Genomic DNA, 22,910 nt, shown 5'->3' on the forward strand with positions numbered 1-22,910 from the left:
TGTCTGCGTGCAAAAAATTAATTAATTCACAATTCATTTACTTTTTTGGGTTTACTTATCTTTTCAACTTGGCATACTTAATCTTACGTGGTTCATTTTGAATCCATCAGGGAAAAGCATGGACGGTGTATCTCTGTCCATACAACTTCTTCAACTATAGTGACAAGCGAATAAAATACTTACCTATTAAGTAAGAGCGCACATAATGTCACATGCAAAAATAAAAGGCAGGGAACGTGTCTACATATATAAAAAAAATAACCACTTATTGTGGGTTGGGTGTTTTTGCTCTAGCTGGTATTGCAGGTGTTGCACAAGCTAATGACAAAAACTCAAATATACATACCATTCTTTCAAAACCTAAATTAAGTAAACCGCTGCGTGATCTTGCTCAACCTTTACCTAGATTGACTTCTGCACGTTTAGATAAAATGCGCGCTGCCGGTGATAAAGTCCCTGGAGAAGACGCAGGTTACGTTGTTCCTAACTTCAACTATCCGCTAGTGTCTTCTTATTTAGAAAAAGCAGCAGATGTGCCCGCAGACACAGTTATTCAATATGAAGTAACAAGTGGAGGTAAATTTCAGCGTAATTTAGCTGCAAACGTAACACTTGGTGCTGGTTTTGATGGCATGGGTAACGTTTCTGGCGTTGCTCCACCTGATACCAATGCTGATGTTGGTCCTAATCATATTGTGCAAATGGTCAATGTGGCGCTTAGTATATGGGATAAAGAAGGAAACGAACTTCTTGCGCCAACTGCAATCAATGTGTTGTGGGATGATTTTGGTGGTCTTTGCGAATCGAATAATAACGGTGACCCTATCGTTCTTTATGATTCACAGGCCGATCGTTGGATGATTACTCAATTTGCTTTCCCGAGTGGCTTTGACAATAACCGTGCTTGCATTGCGATTTCTCAAACAGGAGATCCAACAGGCTCGTATTACCGATATGACTTTCTTTACAGTAATGTCAAATTTAACGATTATCCGCATTACGGTGTATGGACTGACGCATATTATGCTGGTGTGAACCAGTTTACAGGTAATAGCTTTACGGGTTCGGGTGTTGTTGCCTATGAACGTGATGCAATGCTAGCGGGTCAACCTGCTAGACAAGTCATCTTCGATCTAGAAACATCTAACCCGAATGTATTCACTCCAATGCCAGCTGACATTGACGGTATTTTCTTACCGCCAACAGGTATGCCTGGTCTTTTTGTTACTGCGGATAATCCGGGTGAATTAAACCTATGGCATTTCGATGTCGATTGGGACAACACAGACAATAGCTCGTTCACACTAGCAAACACACTTTCTGTTAGCGCTTATAGTGGTGCAGTTTGTGGTTTTGATCGTGACTGTATCGAGCAACCAAACGAGCAAAACTTAGATGCGATTGGTGGCCGAATGATGTTCCGTCTTGCCTATCGCAATTTGGGTGGCACCGAGAATAAACTCGTGGCGAGCCATACTGTTATTGGTTCAATAACGGATAACGATATTGCTGGCGTTCGTTGGTACGAAATTGATATCGATGATGACGGTTTTCAAAAGACGGATACTAATGGCGTTCTTGTTCCAGTGAATAACGGTACATTTAACTTAGACGACGGTAATTCACGTTGGATGGGCAGTGCTGCTATGGATGCTGTTGGTAACATCGGTGTTGGTTATAGCGTATCTGGCAATGATTTATTTCCGTCAATTCGCTTTAGTGGTCGTTCACAATCTGACGCAGCAAATATATTAACAGTGCCAGAAATAGAGATTAAAGCAGGTGAAGCATCTCAAGGCGGCATAAACCGCTGGGGCGATTACTCAAGCTTAAGCATAGATCCAACTGACGATTGCACCATGTGGTACACCACTCAATACTACAAGGCTGAAAATGCAGAAACTCGTGGTTGGAGTACCTACATCGGCAGCGTGAAATTTGATGATTGTGTTGCAGGCCCTTCAGGCAAGATTACGGGTATTATTAGCGATTCAGCGGGTAACCCAATTGCGGGGGCTCAAGTCACTATTGGTGCATTAACTTCAAGAGCAAATAGTGAAGGTGTTTATACTTCAACCTTACCTGTCGGAGAAGACTTTACTGTTTCAGCATTTAAATATGGTTGGGATGTTGCAGAGACAACGGGTGTAGATGTAATTGAAGATGAAGAAACAACTGTTGACTTCAGTTTAGCTGCGGCAACGCCGGTGACTGTTTCTGGTGTCGTTGCTGATGGTTCAGGCCTCAACTCACCATTGTTTGCAGAAATTGTTGTTGATGCTCCTGGTACTCGTTTAACTGCATTTACAAACCCTGTTACTGGCGCATTCAGTATTGATTTGTTCGAAGGAACATTAATCAAAATGACAGCAATGTCTGTTGATGCCGGTTACATCGCTCAAAGCGTTGACTTTACGCCGACTGCTGGTACGCCACAAAACTTCGATTTGGTTGTTTTGGCAAGCTGTATTGCAAAAGGCTATGGTTTCTCTGAGCCTTCATTCGTTGAAGACTTTACTGGTGGCGTTCCTCCTACTAATTGGACCGTAGCTGATACTGGTGACACAGGCACCGTATGGGGTCCTGGTTCTGCTAGTACCCGCGGTATTCTATTGGGTTCTGGTGAAGCAGCATTTATTGACAGCGATGATGCTGGCAATGGCGATACCGCGAGCACCTTAACTAGCCCCGTAATTCAAGTTGCTGATGTTTCATCTACTATGCTTGCATTTGATAGCTGGTTTAGAACTTTCGCTGGCTCTGACGTATACAACCTAGAACTTAGTGTCGATGGTGGTGCTTGGGTATCAATCCTTAATATGAGCGCGACCAACGCGGCTGAAACTTTATCCGTTGACTTAGCGGCTCAAATCACAGGCGCCACTAGTTTTCAAGTTCGTTGGAACTATTCTGCAAATTTCGAATATTATGCAATTGTTGATAATGTTCAAATTGGTGGTAACACTTGTGAAGCACTAAATGGTTCTATTATTAAAGGTGTCGTTTCTGATGCAAACACCGGTAGCCTATTAAATGGTGCCACTATATCGACTGGTGATGATTCAGTTTCAACAATAGCGACAGATAGTCCTGAGTTCCCGGGTGGATACTTCTCGATATTTGTTCCTGCTGACGAAACCACAATCGTTGTATCATTCGCCAACTATGAAACTGCGCAAATCACGGCTGTCGATGTTGTTCCTACAACACCAATTGCATTGAACGCACCACAGTTTGACATTGCTGATTCTTTAGCAACCATAAGCGTTACTCAAGGTCGTGTTGGTACGTCGTCAATTACATTGGAGAATACGGGGACAGCTGAAGGTGACTATATAGTCCTCTTTACGCAAGCTCCTGATGCTAATTCTACGGCGCAAGTTACCGGTCCTTTCCATTCATCTTCACGTCACTTTGGTCCTAAGAACCTAACTGACTTAGATGCAAAAAAGGCGCGCTTTATTGTTGAACAAAAGTCACTCAAGCTACCTCAAGCAGCATCTGACGTACTGGGTGGTTTTGGTGTGTCAGAACAAATGGCGTTCCCTTGGGGAGTAGGCATTAATAAAGACACGGGTAACTTTTACGTAGGTGACCTTCTGGCTGGTGGTGCTGCTGTTGATGCAATTTATGAATATGCTCCAAACGGCGCTTATACAGGAAATAGTATTGATAATACTGCGATTTCTGGTATTTTTGCTGCTGATATGGCCTACAACGGTCGCACTGGCATGTTGTGGCAAGTCGAAGTAGGCAACAACGATTGTATTCATGAAATTGATCCTGTTGCGCTAGAATTAACCGGTAAGCAAATTTGCCCTGCATTTGGTACAAATCAGCGCGGTCTAGCTTACGATCCGATCACCAATACGTTCTACGCAGGTTCTTGGAATGACAGTATCATTCACCAGTTTACGGTTGATGGTACGATATTGCGTTCTGTGAATGTTGGTCTTGCTGTATCTGGTTTAGCGCTTAATCCAGTTTCTGGTAAATTGTATGTAATACAAAATACATCGACTGCATTTGATGTGACTATCTTAGATGCTAACTCTTCCGAGTTTGATGCACTAACGGGCTTTAATTTGTTAGCTAGTGATGCACTACCTGTTGATCCTTTAGAGGGTGGTGAGCAATCAGGTTTAGCAGCGCAATGTGACGGTACCCTTTGGACGCCTTCACGTTCACTAGCTGGTTTAATCGCTTTTGAAAGCGGCGAGACTAACTTCTGTGAATGGAAGAACCTTCCTTGGGTTACTCAAACATCTATGGCTGCTGGGACATTAGCGGCAGGTGCTTCCACTGACATTGAGTTAGAGTTTGATACTATTAATGTTGATACAGGTAGCTACTCTGCTCAAATGGTCACGTCTGGTAACACACCTTACGCCGATTCAAGTACTGCAGTCGCATTGAGTGTTACAGCACCAGTTTCTGGTGACGTATCATTAGCATCAGTCGAAACCAAAGCGATCAATGGTCAGCCTGCACTAGTGTCGGTTAACCGAGTTGATGGTTCAGACTTCGCAATAAGCGTAGATTATGAACTAGGTAACGGAACAGCGAGGCAAGGTGAGCACTTTATTGCGCTTGAAGGTACATTGACTTGGGAAGATGGTGATACATCTGCTAAAACAATTACAATCAACACAGTGAATACTGATATAAATGAAGACCTAGGTTTCTCCGTAGTGTTAACGCAAACTACTGGCGGCGCTGAAATTATTCGCGCAAGCACCGCGGTTATCATTTTAGGTGATAAGAAATCTGATGGTGGTAGCTTAGGCTTCCTATTAGTGGCCCTGCTTACCCTCGGTGGATTAGCAAGAAGACGCTATAAGTTCTAACGCAAACTAAAGCAATAAAAAACCCGCAATGAAAATTGCGGGTTTTTTTCTTTATATTTAAAAAACGAAGCCTGTTAGTTTTTATGGCTATATTCTGTTAACGTTTCTAGCCCAATGATGCTCAGCGCAGCTTCATTTGTTGCTTCAAGGTCAATCTTAGGTGCAACTTCCATATATAAGGCTTCGCGCCATCTTATTGCACACAGACACCATTTATCCCCTGGTTTGAGTCCTTCAAATTGATACATTGGATTTGGCGTGATCAGGTCATTGCCACGAGTTAATGAGTAATTCAGAAAAGCTTCAGTGACTATTGCACAAACACTGTGATTACCGGCATCACCCTCAGGCACGTAGCAAAAACCTTCTCGAGTATATCCCGAGTTTCCACAACATAATTTTAATGTTGTCCCCAGTACGTTTTTTTGATTCGCCATTTATAATCCTTAAACTTTATATTGCGTATTAAGATGTAATACTCACTTATTTCGAGATAAGGTTAGTTATTACGATGTTAGACAAGAGTAAACTCAGTCATATTTCAAAAACCAATGAAAATTCTAGCAATGTTTCTGCAGCAGAGATACAGCGATTTGATAATCTTGCTGAATCTTGGTGGGATCCAAATGGAAAATATAAGACGGCATTGATTTTTAATCAGGCTCGTCTTAGCTATTTCATTCCACAAATTTGCCAACGTTTCGGTAAAGATCCTAGTCAATGTGACTGCTTAAAAGGGCTTACTATCCTCGATGTTGGCAGTGGCGGTGGACTGGTTTGCGAGCCCCTAGCAGCCAGAGGAGCAACGGTTGTCGGTATTGATGCAAGCGCCATGAGTATTGCGGTTGCCAAGCGACATGCGCTTAAATCAGGCTTAACTATCGACTATCGACACATGTTGTCATCAGACCTTAGCAAACAAGATGAGAAATTTGATGTTGTGATTAACGCTGAAGTTGTTGAACACGTGCCAGATCAATCCGCGTTAATTAAACAGTGTGGTGATTTAACTAAGGATGCCGGATTTGTTATTCTTGCAACGCTCAATAGAACCCTCAAATCATATGTTATCGCGATCCTAGGGGCTGAATATGTCATGCGATATTTACCTGTAGGTACTCATAGTTGGACCAAGTTTGTTAAACCACGCGAACTGAATCATATGGCTAGTTCGGCAGGGCTAACTCAAATATCCGAATCGGGCATGGCTTACAATCCGATAAGTCGACGTTGGCGATTGACTAAAAGTTTGTCGGTTAACTATATTCAATGTTATAAAAAATAAAAATAGCTGATGCGGTCGGTTGCCCTATATCGTCATGGTCTAATACAGTATAGTCAGATGTAATAAATGCGTTACATTGGACCTGAACCCGAAAGGAATATTGATTGATGAAAATTTACGACACTAAAACGGCACCCACTCCAAGAAGAGTTAGGATTTTTTTAGCAGAAAAGAATATTCCTATGGAGTATGTTCAAGTTGACCTACAAAAAGGTGAGAACCTGTCTATAGAAATGCGCGCTAAAAACCCGATAGGTAAAATCCCTATATTGGAGCTGGATGATGGGACTTGTATCAGTGAAAGTGACGCCATTTGCCAATATTTTGAAGCACTCCAACCCGAGCCCTACTTGTTTGGTGAAACGCCTCTGCAGAAAGCACAGATAGCAATGTGGTCGAGACAAGTGGAGTTCTATTTATTTATGCAAATTGGTATGTGCTTTCAACATACAACCGGTTACTTTAAAGACCGAATGAATCCAATTAAAGAGTATGGTATTGAAGCTGGTATTAATGCGTCAAAGTTTTTAAACGTGTTAAATCGACAGCTTGAAAAAAGCCAATTTGTTGCTGGCGATACATTTTCGATAGCTGATATCACGACAATGTGTTCAATTGATTTTGGTCGTGTGGTAGATGTTCGCATGAAAGACGAACATAGTGCACTGCAAGAATGGTACAAACGTGTTTCTGCAAGGCCCAGTGCCAAAGCATAGTTTGTTGTTGCAAGGTTCACATGATTTCATTATAACCCTTCGCTAGTGCCTCGCAACGACCTACTTTCCAACCACGTCACCATCATTAATCATGTGAAATATCACATAGGTTTGGGTTAAATCATTAGGTGCTTATCATGTGATTAATTATCATCACGATATTGAATAGCAGCTTTTAGAAGCAGGGCAAGCACAAGGGAAGATTGTACTTGCCGGGTTCTAACAATACCTTAAACCGGCTGTGATGAGATGAAGTATGCTCGAGCAATTAGGCGTTGGTTGCTCAAATTATTTTTCGTCAACTAACGCTTGATAGGTTAAATTTCGCAAGTCGTCGGCATAACGATGTGTGCCGTTTGGAATAAACTGCGCCATACCTATAATGATGATGTTCTCAACTGGGTCAATTCTAAAGTAGGTTGATGCTGCACCTGACCAACCAAAGTTACCTTCAGAACCCATAAATTTCAGAGCGCCGGTATCCACGGTAACTGACATTGCTAGTCCATAACCTTCTCCGTTAGCCCAAGCGCTGTAGGGCAATAAATTAGCAGGAAGATGATTTGAACGCATATATTCAACTGTTTTACGCCCTAAAATTCGTACACCATTGACTTCACCATTATTTAATAACATGCGAGCAAATGTCAGGTAATCGTCGATTGTTGAGACCATTCCACCACCGCCATTGTGGATCGCTGGATCACTAAGATAGTCACCTAAGGGTTCGTTTTCCATTACCACAGTTTCGCCTTGTTTATTATTGTTGTATATCTGGGATAAACGATGCACTTTCTCAGCAGGCACATAAAAATCAGTGTCTTGCATATTTAAAGGAGTGAGGATTTCTTGCTTTACATATTCACCCAGCTTCATGCCACTGAGTTTTTCAACTAAAAAGCCAATCACATCAGTATTTACGCCATAATTCCACTGTGTACCAGGTTGATGATTAAGCGGCAGTCTAGCTAGCTCCGTTAACACATTTTCGGGTGTTGCCTTGCCTTGTATCATTGGTGAAGCGCGGTAGAGTTTATCAACTTCACTTCCGGTAAAGCCGTAGCTAAAACCCGCAGTATGAGTAAATAAGTCAATAATTCGAATTGGTGATTTGGCGTCTTCTAACACCATGCTTTCGCCACTACCACTAACATACACTTTTAAATTAGCAAGCTCAGGCAAGTACATCGCAATAGGGTCATTCATATGAAACTTCCCTTGCTCCCAGAGGGTCAATGCGGCAACAGCCGTAATCGGTTTGCTCATGGAGTAGATCCGGAAAATGGTATCACGTTGCATGGCTTCGCCGGCCGCTCTGTCCTGCATGCCCTGCGCAGCGAAGTGAACGATTTGATCATTGCGTGACACTAAGGTTGTGATACCTGCAAGTTTGCCTGTATCGATATACTCTTGCATCTTGTCATTGATGCGCAGTAAACGTTGCTCAGAAAAGCCTTGTTGAGTGTTAAAAGATTGCGTTTTACTTTGTGGTTGCGGCACATAACTGCCGTTTTCACTGACAGATACGACACAGGCGGAAAGTGACAAACTCAGGAGAACTACTAAGATTTTTTTCATAATTATTTTTATTATTTTGAACGTCACTTAGTGTAACCGTTGTAACTTTGCTTGCAAGAGAGAATTTGTTTACGGGCTACTGCTTACTCAATCTTCTGTTAATGCGGAGTTTTCAATTCCTGTAAATTCCTTACGGGTCTTTTTAGGTAGCTCTTCAAATAACGCTTGCTAACAGTAATATTACCTATTAATATATGTACCACTTGTTGTGTGGGTACATGTAATTAATAGCTCTGAATATGATTATAAAAACTCAACGCGATAAACGTTTTTTAAAATAGAAATAAAAATAAAAATAGAAACAAGCAATATTAACGGAGTCGATACGACATGCTCCATCAACATAAATATCGATTTCTAAGGCTAGTTAATTGAGTAGTCACTCCCAAATAGGCGCATTTTATGATTACGATTGAGCTGGACTCGCCAGAACCATTGTTTAATCAATTGATTATTCAAATCAAAAAAGCGATAGAAACAAAGCAGCTTTATGCAGGTGATGCTTTACCTTCTATCAGACAACTTGCAAACGACCTAGACATAAATTCAAAAACGGTGGCCAAAGCTTATAGACTTCTCGAGCGTGACAAAGTAATAGAAACCAAAGGCTACAGGGGAACTTATGTACACCCTAATGCATTGGATAATGTGCAATTTAATCTAAATGGATGGCTAGATTCACAAGTTTGCCTGGCGGTGAATCGTTACCGTGAAGCCGGAGCAACAGATTCTGAAATACGCATTGCATTTACGCAAGCAATGACAAATACCAAAAAGTGAGGGCGAATTATGTTCGACTGGATAAGTAACACAACCTACTGGCTTTTTTTTAGCCAAGCCATTATCACTTTAGTTGTTGTACCAATGATCATTCGTAATAACTTTATCGATTTTGCTAGAAGATATGGTATGACTCAGTACCCGAATGCAAAAAATGCAATTGAGGATTACTTATTGTCCAACATAAGAATTTTTAAAATTGTAGCTGCAGGCTTATTCTTATTGTCATTTGCGATAGTATCTCATGCTGCTGTTAATCAAGCTGAATTGTTTAGTTGGGATAACCAGGCTGGTTTAAGCTGCTTATTCTTCATTGCTATTATTCCGGTGTTGGTAATGGCGGCAATCCAAAAACGTTTTTTTTCGTTATTGGCCGACTATAGTGACGGTAAACGGGTTGCGACTCTGAAGGTTAGGGGGGTGCGTGATTTTATTTCAAAGCCAATGATTTTATTCATATTCAGCGGACAGTTTTTATTTATTGGTAGCGTTTTCTATTTTGTAAATCATCCATTTGATGGCTTTGGAGGATATTTAAATTTATTGGGCTTAGCTTTTTTAGATAGCATATTCATTATCACGATTTATTTCACTATGAATAATAAAAGGCTGGCGATGATTAAGGACCCTAATCAACGATTTGTTGGCCAACAAAATGCAATTTCAGTGAATGTTACCATTTGGATTGTCGCGTTGTATTATCTTTGTTTAACGCTTTGGATATCAGGACTAGATTTACTCTCGTACAGGATATTTATGCAATCTTTATATATTCATCTCATGTTTCTGATGGTCGCGTTTGCATCCAAATTACCAGCGTCTTTTTATCAGGGGCTTGAAGAAAAGCGATAAATTGCTAACTAGTTGCCGCAATAAATAGAAAATGCTGCAATCATGGTAAAAGTACAGACTTTAAATGTTGAAAACGGCGCTAAATAAAAGTGATTGATTTAATCCGAAAAGTTATGCGCGCATATTTTGCGCGCGAGTTGTTTTATCCGCTCGTGCCGTTGTATTTTGCAGCACTAATGATTGACCAGATGTGTGCAATTGCGCCGATAGGCCACATAAATATCAGAATAACGGTGACAGATAAAGCGTAACTGACCGTGGCGACGATAAAGAAAGCCAGTGCCACCATTATTCTACCTTGTACTAATTGTCCTAAACCGGGAATAAAAAATGAGCAAATTGCAGCAATTACATTACCGCCTGATCCTTGTCCTGACATAAGTCCTCACTGATTAGCTCCAATACTGGAGCGTAAAATAGTTAACGTTGTATTAAAGTTATTAGAAATCGCTCAACTGTACAAGTATGTAATTTGATTAGATTGTTAGAAGTTGTAACATAAGGCCCATAGGAAAGTCGTCATTAGTAAAGATATGTCGAGTTCTTGGTGACGATTTTGGCTTATTCTTCGACCATCAATATCAACGTTGTCAGCAGGTCTGCTTCACTTGCCGGCTTGTCCCAGCGTATTCTATGAATTCTCGGGAAGCGTAATGCAACTCCCGATTTATGCCTTTTCGAATGGTGAACCGAGTCAAAGGCAACTTCAAAAACTAACTCTTTTTTCACTTCTTTGACCGGACCAAAGCGCCCGATGGTATTATTTCGTACCCACTTATCTATTTGTTTTAACTCGTCATCGGTAAAACCACTGTATGCTTTGCCGATAGGTAGTAACTTATCATCTTGCCAACATCCAAAGGTGTAGTCCGAATAAAAGGATGAACGTTTGCCATGGCCGCGTTGTGCGTACATGATAACGGCATCGACTAGCTTTGCATCGCGCTTCCATTTGTACCATTGTCCCTTGGGCCTGCCGGCCACATAAAGACTATTGCTATTTTTGAGCATAAGTCCTTCAATAAAGCCGTTGTTAGAGGTGTTTGCTTGATCTCGCAGCGCATGAAGTTCTCGAAGATTGTTAAACCGCAAAGGCTCAGAAAGCCTTAGCAGCTTTATTAACGGTGGTTGAATTGATTGCTTTTTAAACCAATCTGTCAGTGTAAGGACACGCTGGCGTAATACTTGCCCTCTTAGGTCAATACCGTCGATAAATAAAGCGTCATAGAGCATCATTCCAACTGGGATCTCCTGCATAAGTTTTTTACTGGGCTTGTTTTTATTTAGGCGCTGTTGCAACTGATTAAAGCTATTTATTTGTTTTTCTTTCATCGCAAGTAGCTCGCCATCAAATACACCTGATATGTTGTTTTCATCAATATTTTCAAGCAGATCAGGAAAGCTACCGCTAATGTCATCGCCTGTGCGGCTAAAGAGCGCTTTACCATTTTCGTTGCAGACCAGCTGTACTCTTATGCCGTCATATTTCCACTCGGCTTGCCAGCACTGTGAGTTAATTTGAGTCAGCTCATGGGGACCAATAGGGTGCGCAAGCATGACCGGTTGAAACGTGATTTTTTTTGATACATCGGGTTTATCTGCTTTGCCTTCCAACCAATCAAAGAGGTCAAGATAAGGCGGTTCTACACCGTGCCATACACGCTCAATATCTTCAGTGGTAACGCTATTTTGTGATAGTTCGTTGGCGTATTCGGCTAAGACCTTCTTTAATAATCGAGCAGATAAACCTATACGTAAGCCTCTGGTGCCTAATTTAATTAATGCCCAACGTTGGTCCGCAGTCATGCGATCTAATAATTCAACTAGAATCTCCTCAACCTGTTGTTTGTTACTGTGTTTGAACGAGTTCACAAGCTCGTCTAAACTAGGTAATTGCTTGCTGGTTTTCTTGTCTTCTTTACTGCTTGGAGTGGGCCATAAATGTGCGACGGTTTCACTCATTTCACCCACATAATCATAAGACAAATCAAACAATACCGGGTCAACTCGCGCGCTTACTAAATCTTTTATTAGTTTTCGCTTGAATAAATCAAAATTTAAAGTACCTGCAATTGCGGCGATCGCCCAGCCTTTATCCGGGGTCGGCGTTGTACGCAAATAATCGCGTAAAATAGCCGACTTTGCCAAGTTACTGGAGGTGAAGTAGAGTTTATCAACCAGCTTCGCAAACGCTTCCATTAGCCCCGGTCTACTTTGTTATATTGACCTGCATATTTATTCATCATCATCGCCATCTGAACGGCCGATTAAGGATAAGGCTTTTGCTTGATACCCCATCAATTGTGCTTGATGCACTAACGCAGCTTCACGCCCATGAGTCACCCATACTTCCTGCGGGTTAACTTGTTTGAGTGTTTGCAGTAACTCGGGCCAATCACAGTGATCAGAGATGATAAGTGGTAACTCGGCTTTACGCTGCTTTGACCGAGCGCGTATTTGCATCCACCCAGATGCCATTGCTGTCATAACACTGGGTAATTTACGTGACCATCTGTCATTTAGAGCGGAGGGTGGTGCTAATACTATTTCACCTGCTAATGACTTGAGGTTCTCAACTTCTGTAACAGGAATAATATCGCCCAGCGTAATACCATAGCTGCTATATAATTCGCACAGCTTCAACAGAGCACCATGCATATAGATAGGTTTGTGATAACCCAGTTCTCGCAATGCCAAAATGACCCTTTGGCATTTGCCAAGTGCATACACCCCGACCAAATGGCAACGCTCTGGGAACAGAGCGAGTGATGCTAGCAACTTATTCACTTCTTGGTTAATAGGAGGGTGTTTGAATACAGGCAAGCCAAACGTTGCTTCGCTAACAAACACATCACACTGAGTTACTTCAAATGCTGCGCAGCTTGGGTCATGGCTACGTTTGTAGTCGCCGGATAATATCAGGCGGTGATCGCTATGATCGATGACCGCCTGTGCTGAGCCAAGAATATGACCCGCAGGTTTAAACATTAAGCTGCCATTGCGCAGCGAAATGTTGTCACTATAATTTAACTCTATTTGTTTTTCAGCATGGTTATCGCCGTATCGAATACGCATTATGGCCATGGTTTCAGGAGTGGCGTACACTTCACCGTGGCCAGGTCTTGCGTGATCAGCATGCCCGTGTGTAATGATGGCCCGATGCACTGGATTTATAGGGTCTATATAGGCGTCGAGTGCCTCGCAGTACAATCCATTTTCGTTGCTGTTAATCCAATATCGAGGATGCTGCATATAACTCATTATGAAACGTTAAATGACCTTAAATTTGATACGAATAAAATCACTCTTTAGTGCGTTTATTTTCAACTTTTGCTCAAAGTAGTGGCAAATTTGTCTGCAGCTTGAGTTAATAATTACTAAGCCTTTTGCATCAATAAGAGTTGACATTTATTTAATGAAATCTATTCCTGATAAATTTGTGCTCTGGTTTGCAGAGCGTGGCTGGACATTGCGGCCATATCAAAAAAAGATGATTGCTGCTTTTCGCAACAATAGATCAACCTTACTTATTGCGCCAACCGGCGCAGGGAAAACACTGTCGGGCTTTTTACCCTCACTAATCGACCTTTCACAGCAAAAGCAAACAGGCCTTCACACACTTTACATTTCGCCATTGAAGGCCCTGACGCATGATATCCATCGAAATTTGCAACAGCCTATTGATGAAATGGGTATTGGCATTAGTTTGGGGGCTCGAACGGGTGACACTACCTCTTATCAGCGGCTACAACAGCGTAAAAAGCCACCGAATATTTTATTGATAACGCCCGAATCACTTATGCTGATGTTGTCGTATGCTGATGCAGCCCAGATATTTGGGAATGTCAAAAATGTTATTATAGATGAGGCACATAGTTTCGCCTTCACCAAACGCGGCGATTTTACTGCTTTGGCGTTGGCCCGTCTGCAATATTTAAGCCCAAAAATGATACGTTTTGGCTTATCGGCAACTGTGGCAGAACCAGCGTCATTGGCAGCTTGGTTGGGCGTTAATGGTGAACCTACCGATATTTTACAGCTAAACAGTCCGGTTAAACCAAAGATTAAAATTTTAACATCAAAAGAGCGTATGCCTTTTGCTGGCAATATGGGTACATATGCAGTCAAAGAAATCTATTTACAAATTGCTCAAGCGCAAACTACCTTAGTTTTTGTAAATACGAGAGCTCAAGCAGAATTAATTTTTCAACATCTGTGGAATGAAAACAGTCAGTTGTTGCCCATAGCGATTTATCACGGATCGTTAAGTAAAGAGCAACGAATAAAAACAGCAGCGATGATGGCATCAGGAAAGCTAAGAGCAATTGTTGCAACCTCTGCGTTGGAGTTAGGTATTGATTGGGGTAATGTCGATTTAGTAATACAGGTGGGCGCACCTAAAGGGGTCAGTCGGTTGCTACAACGCATTGGGCGTTCAAATCATACGATGGATGAGCCTTCTCAAGCACTATTAGTGCCTGCAAATCGATTTGAAACCTTGGAATGCCAGTCCGCTATAAATGCGATTAAACGCAATGAATTGGACGGCGATGCGCCATTGTCCGGCGCACTTGATGTGTTACCACAATTCATTCTAAACTGTTTGTGCAGTGAGACTGCAGATGAAGAGACGATTTACCAACAGGTCGTCAATGCGAGTCCGTATGGTGGTCTTGATAGGCTCACTTTTAGCCAACTCTGGCAATTTACTGAAAACGGTGGTTATGCACTGCAGGCTTATGAGCGCTATAACCGACTAAAACAATGTGAAGATGGTTTGTTTGAACCCGCTTCAAAACGCGTAATTATGCGCCATCGTCAAAACATAGGGACAATTGTTGAAGCGGGTAGGTTAAAAGTGAAGCGTTTACGGCGCTCTCATCAAGGTAAAATTATCGGCGAAGTAGAGGAGTATTTTGCACAAACGCTAGTACCCGGAGATACTTTTTACTTCGCCGGCGAAGTACTGCGTTTTGAAGGTATTCGAGACATGGTCGTTGAGGCTAAGCCTGGAAAGGCTAAAGAGCCGAAAATTCCTAGCTATTCAGGTGGGCAAATGCCATTGAGTACCTTTCTAGCTGATGGCGTTCGTAACTTACTGAATCGTCCCGAAGAGTGGCATAAAATGCCTAAGCAAGTTGTCGATTGGCTTGAGTTACAAAGTGCTTTTTCGATGATCCCGCAAGCTAATAAAGTACTCATTGAGCAATTTCCTTACCGCCAGACACAGTGCACATTGTTTTATACATTTGAAGGGCGTAAAGCAAATCAAACCTTAGGTATGTTAATAACAAGGCGTATGGAAAAAATGGGGCTCAAACCACTTAGTTTTAGTATTACCGACTATGGGCTTTCAATTTCTTCTATAGAGGCCGTCATTAGAGAACATCTGACAAGCTTATTTAATCCTGATATTTTAGGCGCTGAATTGGAAGATTGGATGCTGGCAGCACCAATGCTCAAGCGTTCGTTTCGCAGAGTTGCTATTGTCAGTGGGCTAATAGAACAACAATATCACAGCACCAAGAAAACCATGAAGCAAGTCACATTTTCAACAGATTTGATATATGACACATTGCGTGAACATGATCCTAACCACATACTATTGCGGGTTACCAGAGAAGACGCGGAACGTGAATTACTCGACTTACCGCGTTTAGCAGATATGTTAGTACGATTCGACCAGCAGTTTGATTTCAACGTATTACCCAAAGCCTCACCGATGGCTATTCCTATTGTCCTCAATGGTAAGTCCGAGCAAATAAAAGGGCAAGGTGCTGAATCTTTGCTAGAACAAGCAAGTTTATATCAAGAGGCTGAAAATATGCTGCAAGAAGTAAAAGATCTGCTTAGTCTTAGCAATGTAGGAAAAGTAGTTTGATACTAGAAAATGGGTTAATTTCAAGATTAACAAGCCAGCAAGCTTATATCATTAATTTTGCGCGTAATCGAATTATCTTAGATGCGTCGGGCACCTTGTTCTGGCCTACCTATGACTTGTTGGTTTTTTCTGATCTGCATTTTGAAAAAGGCAGCTTTTTGTCACAATTTGCAAACCCCATACCAAGGCTTGACACTCAAAAAACGCTTAACAACATGCAAAACATATTGGCCCTTTACCAACCCTCATGCGTCATCTGTTTAGGCGATAGCTTTCATGATGGCAATGCAATTAGTCGAATGGATTTACGCAATATTGAGGTGCTTAACAGCATGGTCAACTCGGTACTAAATTGGCAATGGGTACTAGGTAATCATGACCCTGAAATACCGAAAGAAATAGCCGGTCTATCAAGCGTAAACCTGACAGTAAATAACCTTTTGTTAGTGCATGAGCCTGAAGAAAAAATTAAAAAAGCTCAAGATTACGAGTCAATTGAAGCTCAAATCGTAGGACATTTCCATCCAAAAATGCGCACCAAAAAAGTCGGACACATGATGTCGGGTAAATGCTTTGTTGTTGGCAATGAAGTATTACTTATGCCCGCTTTTGGGCAGTATACTGGAGGGCTTTCTATTGACCATGAAGTCATTAAAAATACGGTAGGTAAAACATCATTAAAATACTTTCTATATGGGCAAAAAATATTTAACATCGAGTAGCACCGCACAGAAGCCTAATTATTTTCAGTCACGCCAGCGTTTCGTTAAATCCGCATATGCATCTATTCTTCTGTCTCTGAAATATGGCCAAATCCGTTTCACGTGTTCGGTGCGCTGCAGGTCGAGTTCAACTGCCAGCACTTGCTCATCAGCGTTGCTTGCTTGAGCTAATATTTCACCCTGTGGACCGGCAATAAAACTGTGTCCCCAAAATTGAATACCCGGATCGCCAGCAACGGGTGAAGGTTCAAAACCAACACGGTTAGCAACAACAACCGGCACCGAATTTGCTATGGCATGGGCTCGTTGAATGGTCTGCCATGCATCTTGTTGGCGGAGTTGTTCGTCAAGCGTATCGGTTTTATCCCAGCCAATTGCTGTTGGATAAAATAAAATATCTGCGCCAGCCATCGCCATTAATCTAGCTGCCTCTGGATACCACTGATCCCAACAAACCAAAACCCCGAGTTTTCCGACACTGGTTTGGATCGGTTCGAAACCCATATCACCTGGTGTGAAATAAAATTTCTCGTAAAATCCAGGATCGTCTGGAATATGCATTTTACGATATTTGCCAGCTATTGCTGCACTGCGATCAAAAACAACGGCAGTATTGTGATACAAACCGGATCCGCGTTTTTCGAATAGTGAAGTGATTAAAACGATGTTTAATGCGGCTGCTAGTTGACCAAAATACGCCGTTGCGTCGCCTGGTATTGGCTCCGCTAAATCAAAAGCGTCCACGTCTTCTTGTTGGCAAAAGTACAGAGTACTGTGTAACTCCTGCAATAAAATACATTCGCAACCATCAGCAGCTAACTGCTTGACTCTTTGTGCACTCTTAGTCCAGTTTTCAAGCTTGTTGTTAGATCCAACAGACTGCTGAACTATACCTATTTTTAAGCTTAATTTCATTGCTTTTGAATCCAATTTTTAGTCAGATTATCTGACGACTGAATACTCATAGTTCGCACACTCCACGTTGTCCTTTTGCAATGATCTCTGGTCTTATTGTACCGCAAGGTACCTGCATTGTAATGCAATGTAAACTGCCAAATTGCTGAACAAGTGGTGTGCAATTAAGGGCTATAATTTTGTGATTTGGAAATGCATTTTGAATGATTCTTAACGCCTCTGCATCCTCTTCTTGTTTATAAATGGGAAACAATACCGATTTATTACAAATCAGAAAATTCGCATAAGATGCGGGTAATCGCTCACCACCCTGGTTATGCATTTCAGGCAAAGGAAGTTCGTAAATGGCATGTGTTGGAAATGCTCTCTGGCATTCCATTCGAAGCTTAAATAGCCCTTCAAAATGACTATCATTTGGTCGATTGTAAGCGCCTTGAATAACTAAACCGTGCAACGGAGTGAAGCGCACCAGCGTATCAATATGTCCGTCGGTATCATCGCCCTCTAAATGACCATGCTCTAGTATGCTGATGTTAGACGCCCCCAGTTTATCAGTAAATACATCAATATATTCTTTTTCAGTTAGAGCGCCGTTTCGCAACTCGTTAAATAAGCATGAACGGGTTGATATGAGATGTTGGTTTTGGTCAATTTCAAGCGCACCTCCTTCCAACACAATATCGCAGTATTGCATAGGTTGCTGACAAAGCTGAGCTAAAACGAGTCGATTTATTGAGTCGTCTTCAGTGGCATCAAATTTCTGACCCCAGCCATTAAACCGAAAACTGAGCGGTACATTACCATTAGTTGACTCGCAAGTTAAAAATGCGTAATCACGAGCCCATGTGTCATTGTAATCACAGGTTACACAGAGCACTTTTGCCCTGTACGGGATAAGGCTTTTGATTAAACCTAACTCTTGTTCACGACAAAGCAGAATAACAATCGCATTAGCATTATTAATAGCATTAATTAAATCAAGGTAAGTATCTTGAACATCGTCAAGCCACGGCTGCCAATCGGTATCTGTGTTGGGCCATGCAAGAATAACTGCTTCTTGCTCAGCCCACTCAGGGAGAAGAGTCAAATCTGGCATTGAATTTGTAAAAGACATATTTGGCTTAGTTCCTAACCAAAACGAGCACGTAAAATGAATGTTCTGAGTATAGCGATTATTGTGCCCATTGCTATGTTGCTATTAAGAAAGTTCGACGTGGCTGTCCAACAAAATATAGATCATTACCAAAGATGATTGAATAATTCGCTTATTTTAAATGTCGACCACCATCTAAATGCAATGTCTGACCGGTTGTATAATCGCTGCTAAGCAAATAATTAACAGCCTTTACTGCTTCTTGCGCGCCTGGGCAAATTTCAAGTAAGGATTTTTTAAGTGCTTTTTCACGATAAGCGGCTGAGTCATCGTCATTAAACATGAGCAACGCAGGCGCGATGCTGTTTACTTTTACCTTTGGCGCTAGCAGTGCACTAAAAGACAACGTAAGATTATGCAGAGCGGCTTTGCTGGCCGCATATGCAATATGTTTTTTACTGCCCTTGACTTGCACATAGTCGGTCATGTGAATAATATCGCTCACAATATCATTCGCTGACAGCATATCTTGAAATGCTAAATTTAATTGATAAGGCGCATTTGCGTGCACTTGCATCATTTTTTGAAATAGTGTGTTGTAATCTTCAGTGTCGGCTTCTTGATCCCAATCTGATGCGTTGTGGATAAGCGCACGTAATGACTTGGTGTGACTTTTTATATCTGAGATAAGCTTTGATAAACCATCTTGAGTTGAAAAGTCAGCTTGTATTAATATTGCACCTAATGCTGTTAATTCATCTACTGAGGGCTTTTTTGTTCTATATGTTACAATCACTTTATAGTGCTGAGCTAATAAATCTTTTGCTATTGCCAAGCCTAGGCGTTGGGTGCCACCTGTAATGAGTATGGGTGAAGTCATGAAAAAACCGAGTCCTTTTGGTATGCGTTATTGATAGGTCAGTGAATCGAAGCTTAGAGGATATACGTTGCTTTTCTTAAATTCGAACAAAATTAACTTTTTTTGAAAAATTTAAGGAACAAAGGTGAAAAAGTAAACCTTTCTGACAATGTGTTACGTACTACTTTATACATAATTAAACGGAAGACCAAATGTTAGCAAATGAAGCTATAAAAATTCGCGGAGCGGCTGTACCTTCAATTTCAGCTGAAGCGACTATTGTCCGACGAGCATTGGAAGCCAAGGGTCTTGAAACGCCGATGGCCGAAAACGGGTTAAGTAACGAAGAGAAAAGAATAAGAATTCAAGGAGCAATGCGAGTTGTAATGGAAACTCTTGGGCTAGATCTAAATGATGATAGCTTGCAAGACACGCCAAATCGCATCGCCAAAATGTACGTGAACGAAATCTTTTCTGGCCTGGATTACCATGCATTTCCGAAAATAACTCAAATTGAAAACAAAATGAGCATTGACCAACCTGTGCAGGTGACCGACATCAGTCTGACCAGCACTTGCGAACATCATTTTGTTACAATTGATGGTACCGCTACAGTGTCTTATATACCGAAGGACACAGTACTCGGGTTGTCGAAGATAAATCGTTTAGTCGGTTTTTTTGCGCAACGCCCGCAGGTGCAAGAAAGACTTACCCAGCAAGTAATGGTGGCCATCCAAGCTTTGACCGGAACAGATGATGTTGCGGTTAGTATTAATGCAACGCATTACTGTGTTAAAGCTAGAGGTATTAGAGATAGCCAGTCTTATACCAAAACGAGTTCGTTAGGAGGGGCATTTAGCAGCAACCCAGACTTGCGTCGAGAGTTCTATAATAGTACTCAGAGCAAGGGTTGAGTAAGTCTTAATGTAGAATGTATTTGGATAAAAACCCAAAGTAGTTGCTTTGGGTTTTTTTTTGAATGAAGAATATGCACAAATTACTATGTTATTAAATGAAACCGAGTTTGCCTGTCACCTGTTTAGACGAGTTTTTGAACATCAAAAAAGGCATTCTCTCCCAGCATGTTCTTAATGTCCTTACCTCACTGCACAATGACCGTTAGCAATTATAACGCTCCGGCACCATTCGGTACGTTTAGTGTGTATATTCATATCATTTTTAAACTCGCATTGTTTACAAACATTCCTCTATTCGCAGATTTAATTAATGTGTATCCAGCTTTGCAATATATAAATTCATATCGTCACAATCGCGTTTTGAATCTGACGTGTTAACAGAATTAGAATGCGAAGCGTTTGCTCATTTCATTGCCAACCCCATCACGCACAACCACTTTGAGTTCTTTCATGGATTGTGTGGCTTCAGGCATTACAACCGCTCTATATGGCTGCGTATTATCCGTTGCAATAAATGTCTCACGGTCTTCCTTATCGATTAAGTAAAAATCAACTTCGGAGAATGGCAGTGCTTTTTGTTCGCCAAATATTAAATTTACAGGAACGAATAAACGATCGTTGTCTATATATGTACGAGGCATAACAATATCAAAAATTTCACTACCTTTATGTATTTGCTCAGCTTTTAGTAATACAAAACTCAGGGGCTCTAAGGTAGTCGTTAATTGGCCCTGTTGTACTTTTGCATTGTTACCAAAAACGCTAGAGTAACTTAGTGAATCTACTTTTATTGATACCTTTCGTGTTTGCATGCCTATGTTAAAAATAGCCAAATATTCAATTTTTTCATTAGTGTCGATACGTGAAAATGCAATAATTCTATTAACGTTATCAATTAGTCTGTTCTGGTGAACGCCGGTTCGTAATGCTTGGTGGTCTGCTCGTAATTTCGCAAATTTTTGCAGTGACTGGTAAATGGGGTGCTTTTGATTAAAGTTATCGTCCGCTGTAGTTTGGCGTGTACCAATAAGTGCGTTGTCATTATAAACATCTACTAATGAAGGGTCCATGTCTTCGCGCGCATCTACATCACCGCCATCGCCAGTAAAACCTTGCTCGTCACCGTAATAGACTACAGGAATACCGCGCGACATATACATAAATGCATGACCGAGCACACTTCGCTGTAGTTTTTCAGCTTCTGAAATATTTTTAAAACCTTGGTTTATAAACCAACCCACACGGCCAGCATCGTGGTTGCTTAAAAAATTCATGAGTAAATCGGGTGCTGAATCGGCATCTCGGTAGTAGTCATCGTTGTCGAATAACTGACCTAATCGGTTTACGTCTTTATTCTCAAACAGGCTGTCTTTCACATTAAAGTGAAAGCCAAAATCAAGGACTGAAGGCAGTTTACCTGCGGTCGTGAATTTGCTGAGTACCGCTGGATTGCCATCATAAACTTCTCCGAATATGTGAAAGTTAGGGATACCCACCGTTTTAGCGTGAGCAATAATTGCAGGCCCAAAGCTCTGCCAAAAGCCTAAATCAACATGTTTTACAGTGTCAATTCTGAATCCGTCTGGTTTAAATTCATCAATAATATTTTTGAAGATTTGAGTCATACCAGCAACAACTTTAGGGTCAGAGGTTTTTAAGTCATCAAGTCCAGCAAAGTCACCATTAATGGCACTTTCTCCTTGCCAAAAACTGTCTCCTTGATTGTTGTAATAACTTGGATCGTTTAGCCACGCTGGAAATTTAACCGCTTTTTGTGAATCAAGCAGAAAAGGTGTATAGGTATCGCCATTTGCGACTTGTTCAGTGCTTTTATATTCACAGCCAGGCTGAGTTTTAATAAAAGTACCATCTGGATTGTGGCATTCTTTATATCTGATAACATCGGCTGTATGGTTAGTGATAATGTCAAAAAATACTTTAATACCACGTGCATGAGCGGCATCAATTAAACTACGTAAATCTTCATTTGTACCAAAATGAGGATCAATTTCTGTAAAGTCGATAACCCAGTATCCATGGTGTCCGAAGCCGTCGCTTTGAATTGCACGGTTGCGTAATAGAGGCGTCATCCAAATAGCGGTTACACCCATGTTTTGGATATAGTCCAATTTAGTTTCAACACCTAGAATATCGCCGCCGTGAAATGCCCATTTGGAGGTTTTATCTAGTCCACCAAAAGAAATAGGACGGTTAGGGTCGCCATTATCATTATTCGGATTTGCATTATGAAAACGGTCGGGCATTAAAAAGTAAAAGATATCGTCTTTTACATCTCTAGTTAAGTAGTCAGCATTCTCATTAATAACGATAGGATCAACGCTTTTTGCAGACGTCGACGCTTGCTGCGAGCAAGCACCTAACGAAAGGAGTAATGAACTCAACATCAGTATTCTTACTATTTGATGACTAGCCGAACTGCGTATTCCCATATCAATGTTTCTTCC

The 22,910-nt window shown here is 41.3% G+C and carries 17 protein-coding genes; 8 read left to right on the forward strand and 9 right to left on the reverse strand.

All coding sequences use genetic code 11. The features are described from left to right. Positions 1-236: 236 nt before the first annotated feature. Positions 237-4,847 carry a carboxypeptidase regulatory-like domain-containing protein gene (locus G399_RS0119135; RefSeq protein ID WP_051288658.1) on the forward strand — a complete coding sequence of 1,537 codons (4,611 nt, stop codon included), beginning with the start codon at positions 237-239 and terminating at the stop codon, positions 4,845-4,847. A 74-nt stretch (positions 4,848-4,921) separates the two neighbouring features. Here G399_RS0119135 and G399_RS0119140 read toward each other — a convergent pair whose 3' ends face one another. Then, complete coding sequence (locus G399_RS0119140) at positions 4,922-5,284, reverse strand: DUF2237 family protein (RefSeq protein ID WP_026843897.1); 363 nt, start codon at positions 5,282-5,284, stop codon at positions 4,922-4,924. 74 nt (positions 5,285-5,358) lie between these two features. On the opposite strand from G399_RS0119140, the gene ubiG reads away from it, so the two are divergent. Next, positions 5,359-6,132, forward strand: coding sequence for a bifunctional 2-polyprenyl-6-hydroxyphenol methylase/3-demethylubiquinol 3-O-methyltransferase UbiG (gene ubiG, locus G399_RS0119145; protein ID WP_006014795.1), 774 nt, complete (start codon positions 5,359-5,361; stop codon positions 6,130-6,132). Between the two features lie 107 nt (positions 6,133-6,239). Continuing rightward, positions 6,240-6,848, forward strand: coding sequence for a glutathione S-transferase family protein (locus tag G399_RS0119150; protein ID WP_006014798.1), 609 nt, complete (start codon positions 6,240-6,242; stop codon positions 6,846-6,848). Between the two features lie 288 nt (positions 6,849-7,136). Here the strand turns inward: G399_RS0119150 and G399_RS0119155 are convergent, their stop codons facing one another. Continuing rightward, positions 7,137-8,426: a serine hydrolase domain-containing protein gene (locus G399_RS0119155; RefSeq protein WP_026843898.1), complete on the reverse strand. Its 1,290-nt coding sequence runs from the start codon at positions 8,424-8,426 to the stop codon at positions 7,137-7,139. 402 nt (positions 8,427-8,828) lie between these two features. Here G399_RS0119155 and G399_RS0119160 point away from each other — a divergent pair, with 402 nt between their 5' ends. After that, positions 8,829-9,206: a GntR family transcriptional regulator gene (locus G399_RS0119160; protein ID WP_006014804.1), complete on the forward strand. Its 378-nt coding sequence runs from the start codon at positions 8,829-8,831 to the stop codon at positions 9,204-9,206. Between the two features lie 9 nt (positions 9,207-9,215). Then, the gene (locus G399_RS0119165; RefSeq protein ID WP_006014808.1) at positions 9,216-10,058 is read left to right on the forward strand and encodes a hypothetical protein; all 843 of its coding nucleotides are present in this window, start codon (positions 9,216-9,218) and stop codon (positions 10,056-10,058) included. 142 nt (positions 10,059-10,200) lie between these two features. On the opposite strand, the gene G399_RS0119170 is transcribed toward G399_RS0119165, so the two are convergent. From G399_RS0119170 to G399_RS0119180, 3 genes are all read right to left on the reverse strand, one after another. After that, positions 10,201-10,437 carry a hypothetical protein gene (locus G399_RS0119170; RefSeq protein WP_006014811.1) on the reverse strand — a complete coding sequence of 79 codons (237 nt, stop codon included), beginning with the start codon at positions 10,435-10,437 and terminating at the stop codon, positions 10,201-10,203. Positions 10,438-10,619: 182 nt separating this feature from the next. After that, complete coding sequence (locus G399_RS0119175) at positions 10,620-12,257, reverse strand: cisplatin damage response ATP-dependent DNA ligase (RefSeq protein ID WP_006014814.1); 1,638 nt, start codon at positions 12,255-12,257, stop codon at positions 10,620-10,622. 36 nt (positions 12,258-12,293) lie between these two features. Beyond that, positions 12,294-13,310 carry a ligase-associated DNA damage response exonuclease gene (locus G399_RS0119180; protein ID WP_006014816.1) on the reverse strand — a complete coding sequence of 339 codons (1,017 nt, stop codon included), beginning with the start codon at positions 13,308-13,310 and terminating at the stop codon, positions 12,294-12,296. Positions 13,311-13,473: 163 nt separating this feature from the next. On the opposite strand from G399_RS0119180, the gene G399_RS0119190 reads away from it, so the two are divergent. Beyond that, entirely contained in the window at positions 13,474-15,939 is a 2,466-nt protein-coding gene (locus G399_RS0119190; RefSeq protein ID WP_006014821.1) for a ligase-associated DNA damage response DEXH box helicase, read from the forward strand. Continuing rightward, entirely contained in the window at positions 15,936-16,661 is a 726-nt protein-coding gene (gene pdeM / locus G399_RS0119195) for a ligase-associated DNA damage response endonuclease PdeM (protein WP_006014822.1), read from the forward strand. Before G399_RS0119190 ends, pdeM begins: the two co-directional genes overlap by 4 nt. Positions 16,662-16,685: 24 nt before the next feature. On the opposite strand, the gene G399_RS0119200 is transcribed toward pdeM, so the two are convergent. From G399_RS0119200 to folM, 3 genes are all read right to left on the reverse strand, one after another. Beyond that, positions 16,686-17,576 carry a carbon-nitrogen hydrolase gene (locus tag G399_RS0119200; RefSeq protein WP_006014823.1) on the reverse strand — a complete coding sequence of 297 codons (891 nt, stop codon included), beginning with the start codon at positions 17,574-17,576 and terminating at the stop codon, positions 16,686-16,688. A gap of 46 nt (positions 17,577-17,622) precedes the next feature. Continuing rightward, positions 17,623-18,690 carry an agmatine deiminase family protein gene (locus G399_RS0119205; RefSeq protein ID WP_006014824.1) on the reverse strand — a complete coding sequence of 356 codons (1,068 nt, stop codon included), beginning with the start codon at positions 18,688-18,690 and terminating at the stop codon, positions 17,623-17,625. Between the two features lie 151 nt (positions 18,691-18,841). Beyond that, positions 18,842-19,549, reverse strand: coding sequence for a dihydromonapterin reductase (gene folM / locus G399_RS0119210; RefSeq protein ID WP_006014825.1), 708 nt, complete (start codon positions 19,547-19,549; stop codon positions 18,842-18,844). Positions 19,550-19,740: 191 nt separating this feature from the next. On the opposite strand from folM, the gene folE reads away from it, so the two are divergent. After that, positions 19,741-20,442 (forward strand): GTP cyclohydrolase I FolE, encoded by a 702-nt coding sequence (folE, locus tag G399_RS0119215; RefSeq protein ID WP_006014827.1) that lies wholly within the window; start codon positions 19,741-19,743, stop codon positions 20,440-20,442. Between the two features lie 386 nt (positions 20,443-20,828). Here the strand turns inward: folE and G399_RS0119220 are convergent, their stop codons facing one another. Continuing rightward, on the reverse strand, positions 20,829-22,895 hold the full coding sequence (locus G399_RS0119220; protein ID WP_006014829.1) for an alpha-amylase family glycosyl hydrolase: 2,067 nt from the start codon (positions 22,893-22,895) through the stop codon (positions 20,829-20,831). Positions 22,896-22,910: the final 15 nt, after the last annotated feature.

It is taken from the genome of Brumicola pallidula DSM 14239 = ACAM 615 (assembly GCF_000428905.1).
In the GTDB taxonomy this organism is placed as follows: Bacteria; Pseudomonadota; Gammaproteobacteria; order Enterobacterales; family Alteromonadaceae; genus Glaciecola; species Glaciecola pallidula.

What these genes read in the sequence shown, in the direction of transcription:
- ubiG (WP_006014795.1), top strand. Translation starts at nt 5,359, where the DNA reads ATGTTAGACAAGAGTAAACTCAGTCATATTTCAAAAACCAATGAAAAT.
- G399_RS0119220 (WP_006014829.1), bottom strand. Translation starts at nt 22,895, where the DNA reads ATGGGAATACGCAGTTCGGCTAGTCATCAAATAGTAAGAATACTGATG.
- G399_RS0119160 (WP_006014804.1), top strand. Translation starts at nt 8,829, where the DNA reads ATGATTACGATTGAGCTGGACTCGCCAGAACCATTGTTTAATCAATTG.
- G399_RS0119170 (WP_006014811.1), bottom strand. Translation starts at nt 10,437, where the DNA reads ATGTCAGGACAAGGATCAGGCGGTAATGTAATTGCTGCAATTTGCTCA.
- G399_RS0119200 (WP_006014823.1), bottom strand. Translation starts at nt 17,576, where the DNA reads ATGAAATTAAGCTTAAAAATAGGTATAGTTCAGCAGTCTGTTGGATCT.
- folE (WP_006014827.1), top strand. Translation starts at nt 19,741, where the DNA reads ATGTTAGCAAATGAAGCTATAAAAATTCGCGGAGCGGCTGTACCTTCA.
- G399_RS0119140 (WP_026843897.1), bottom strand. Translation starts at nt 5,284, where the DNA reads ATGGCGAATCAAAAAAACGTACTGGGGACAACATTAAAATTATGTTGT.
- G399_RS0119155 (WP_026843898.1), bottom strand. Translation starts at nt 8,426, where the DNA reads ATGAAAAAAATCTTAGTAGTTCTCCTGAGTTTGTCACTTTCCGCCTGT.
- G399_RS0119205 (WP_006014824.1), bottom strand. Translation starts at nt 18,690, where the DNA reads ATGTCTTTTACAAATTCAATGCCAGATTTGACTCTTCTCCCTGAGTGG.
- folM (WP_006014825.1), bottom strand. Translation starts at nt 19,549, where the DNA reads ATGACTTCACCCATACTCATTACAGGTGGCACCCAACGCCTAGGCTTG.
- G399_RS0119165 (WP_006014808.1), top strand. Translation starts at nt 9,216, where the DNA reads ATGTTCGACTGGATAAGTAACACAACCTACTGGCTTTTTTTTAGCCAA.
- G399_RS0119180 (WP_006014816.1), bottom strand. Translation starts at nt 13,310, where the DNA reads ATGCAGCATCCTCGATATTGGATTAACAGCAACGAAAATGGATTGTAC.
- G399_RS0119175 (WP_006014814.1), bottom strand. Translation starts at nt 12,257, where the DNA reads ATGGAAGCGTTTGCGAAGCTGGTTGATAAACTCTACTTCACCTCCAGT.
- G399_RS0119190 (WP_006014821.1), top strand. Translation starts at nt 13,474, where the DNA reads ATGAAATCTATTCCTGATAAATTTGTGCTCTGGTTTGCAGAGCGTGGC.
- G399_RS0119150 (WP_006014798.1), top strand. Translation starts at nt 6,240, where the DNA reads ATGAAAATTTACGACACTAAAACGGCACCCACTCCAAGAAGAGTTAGG.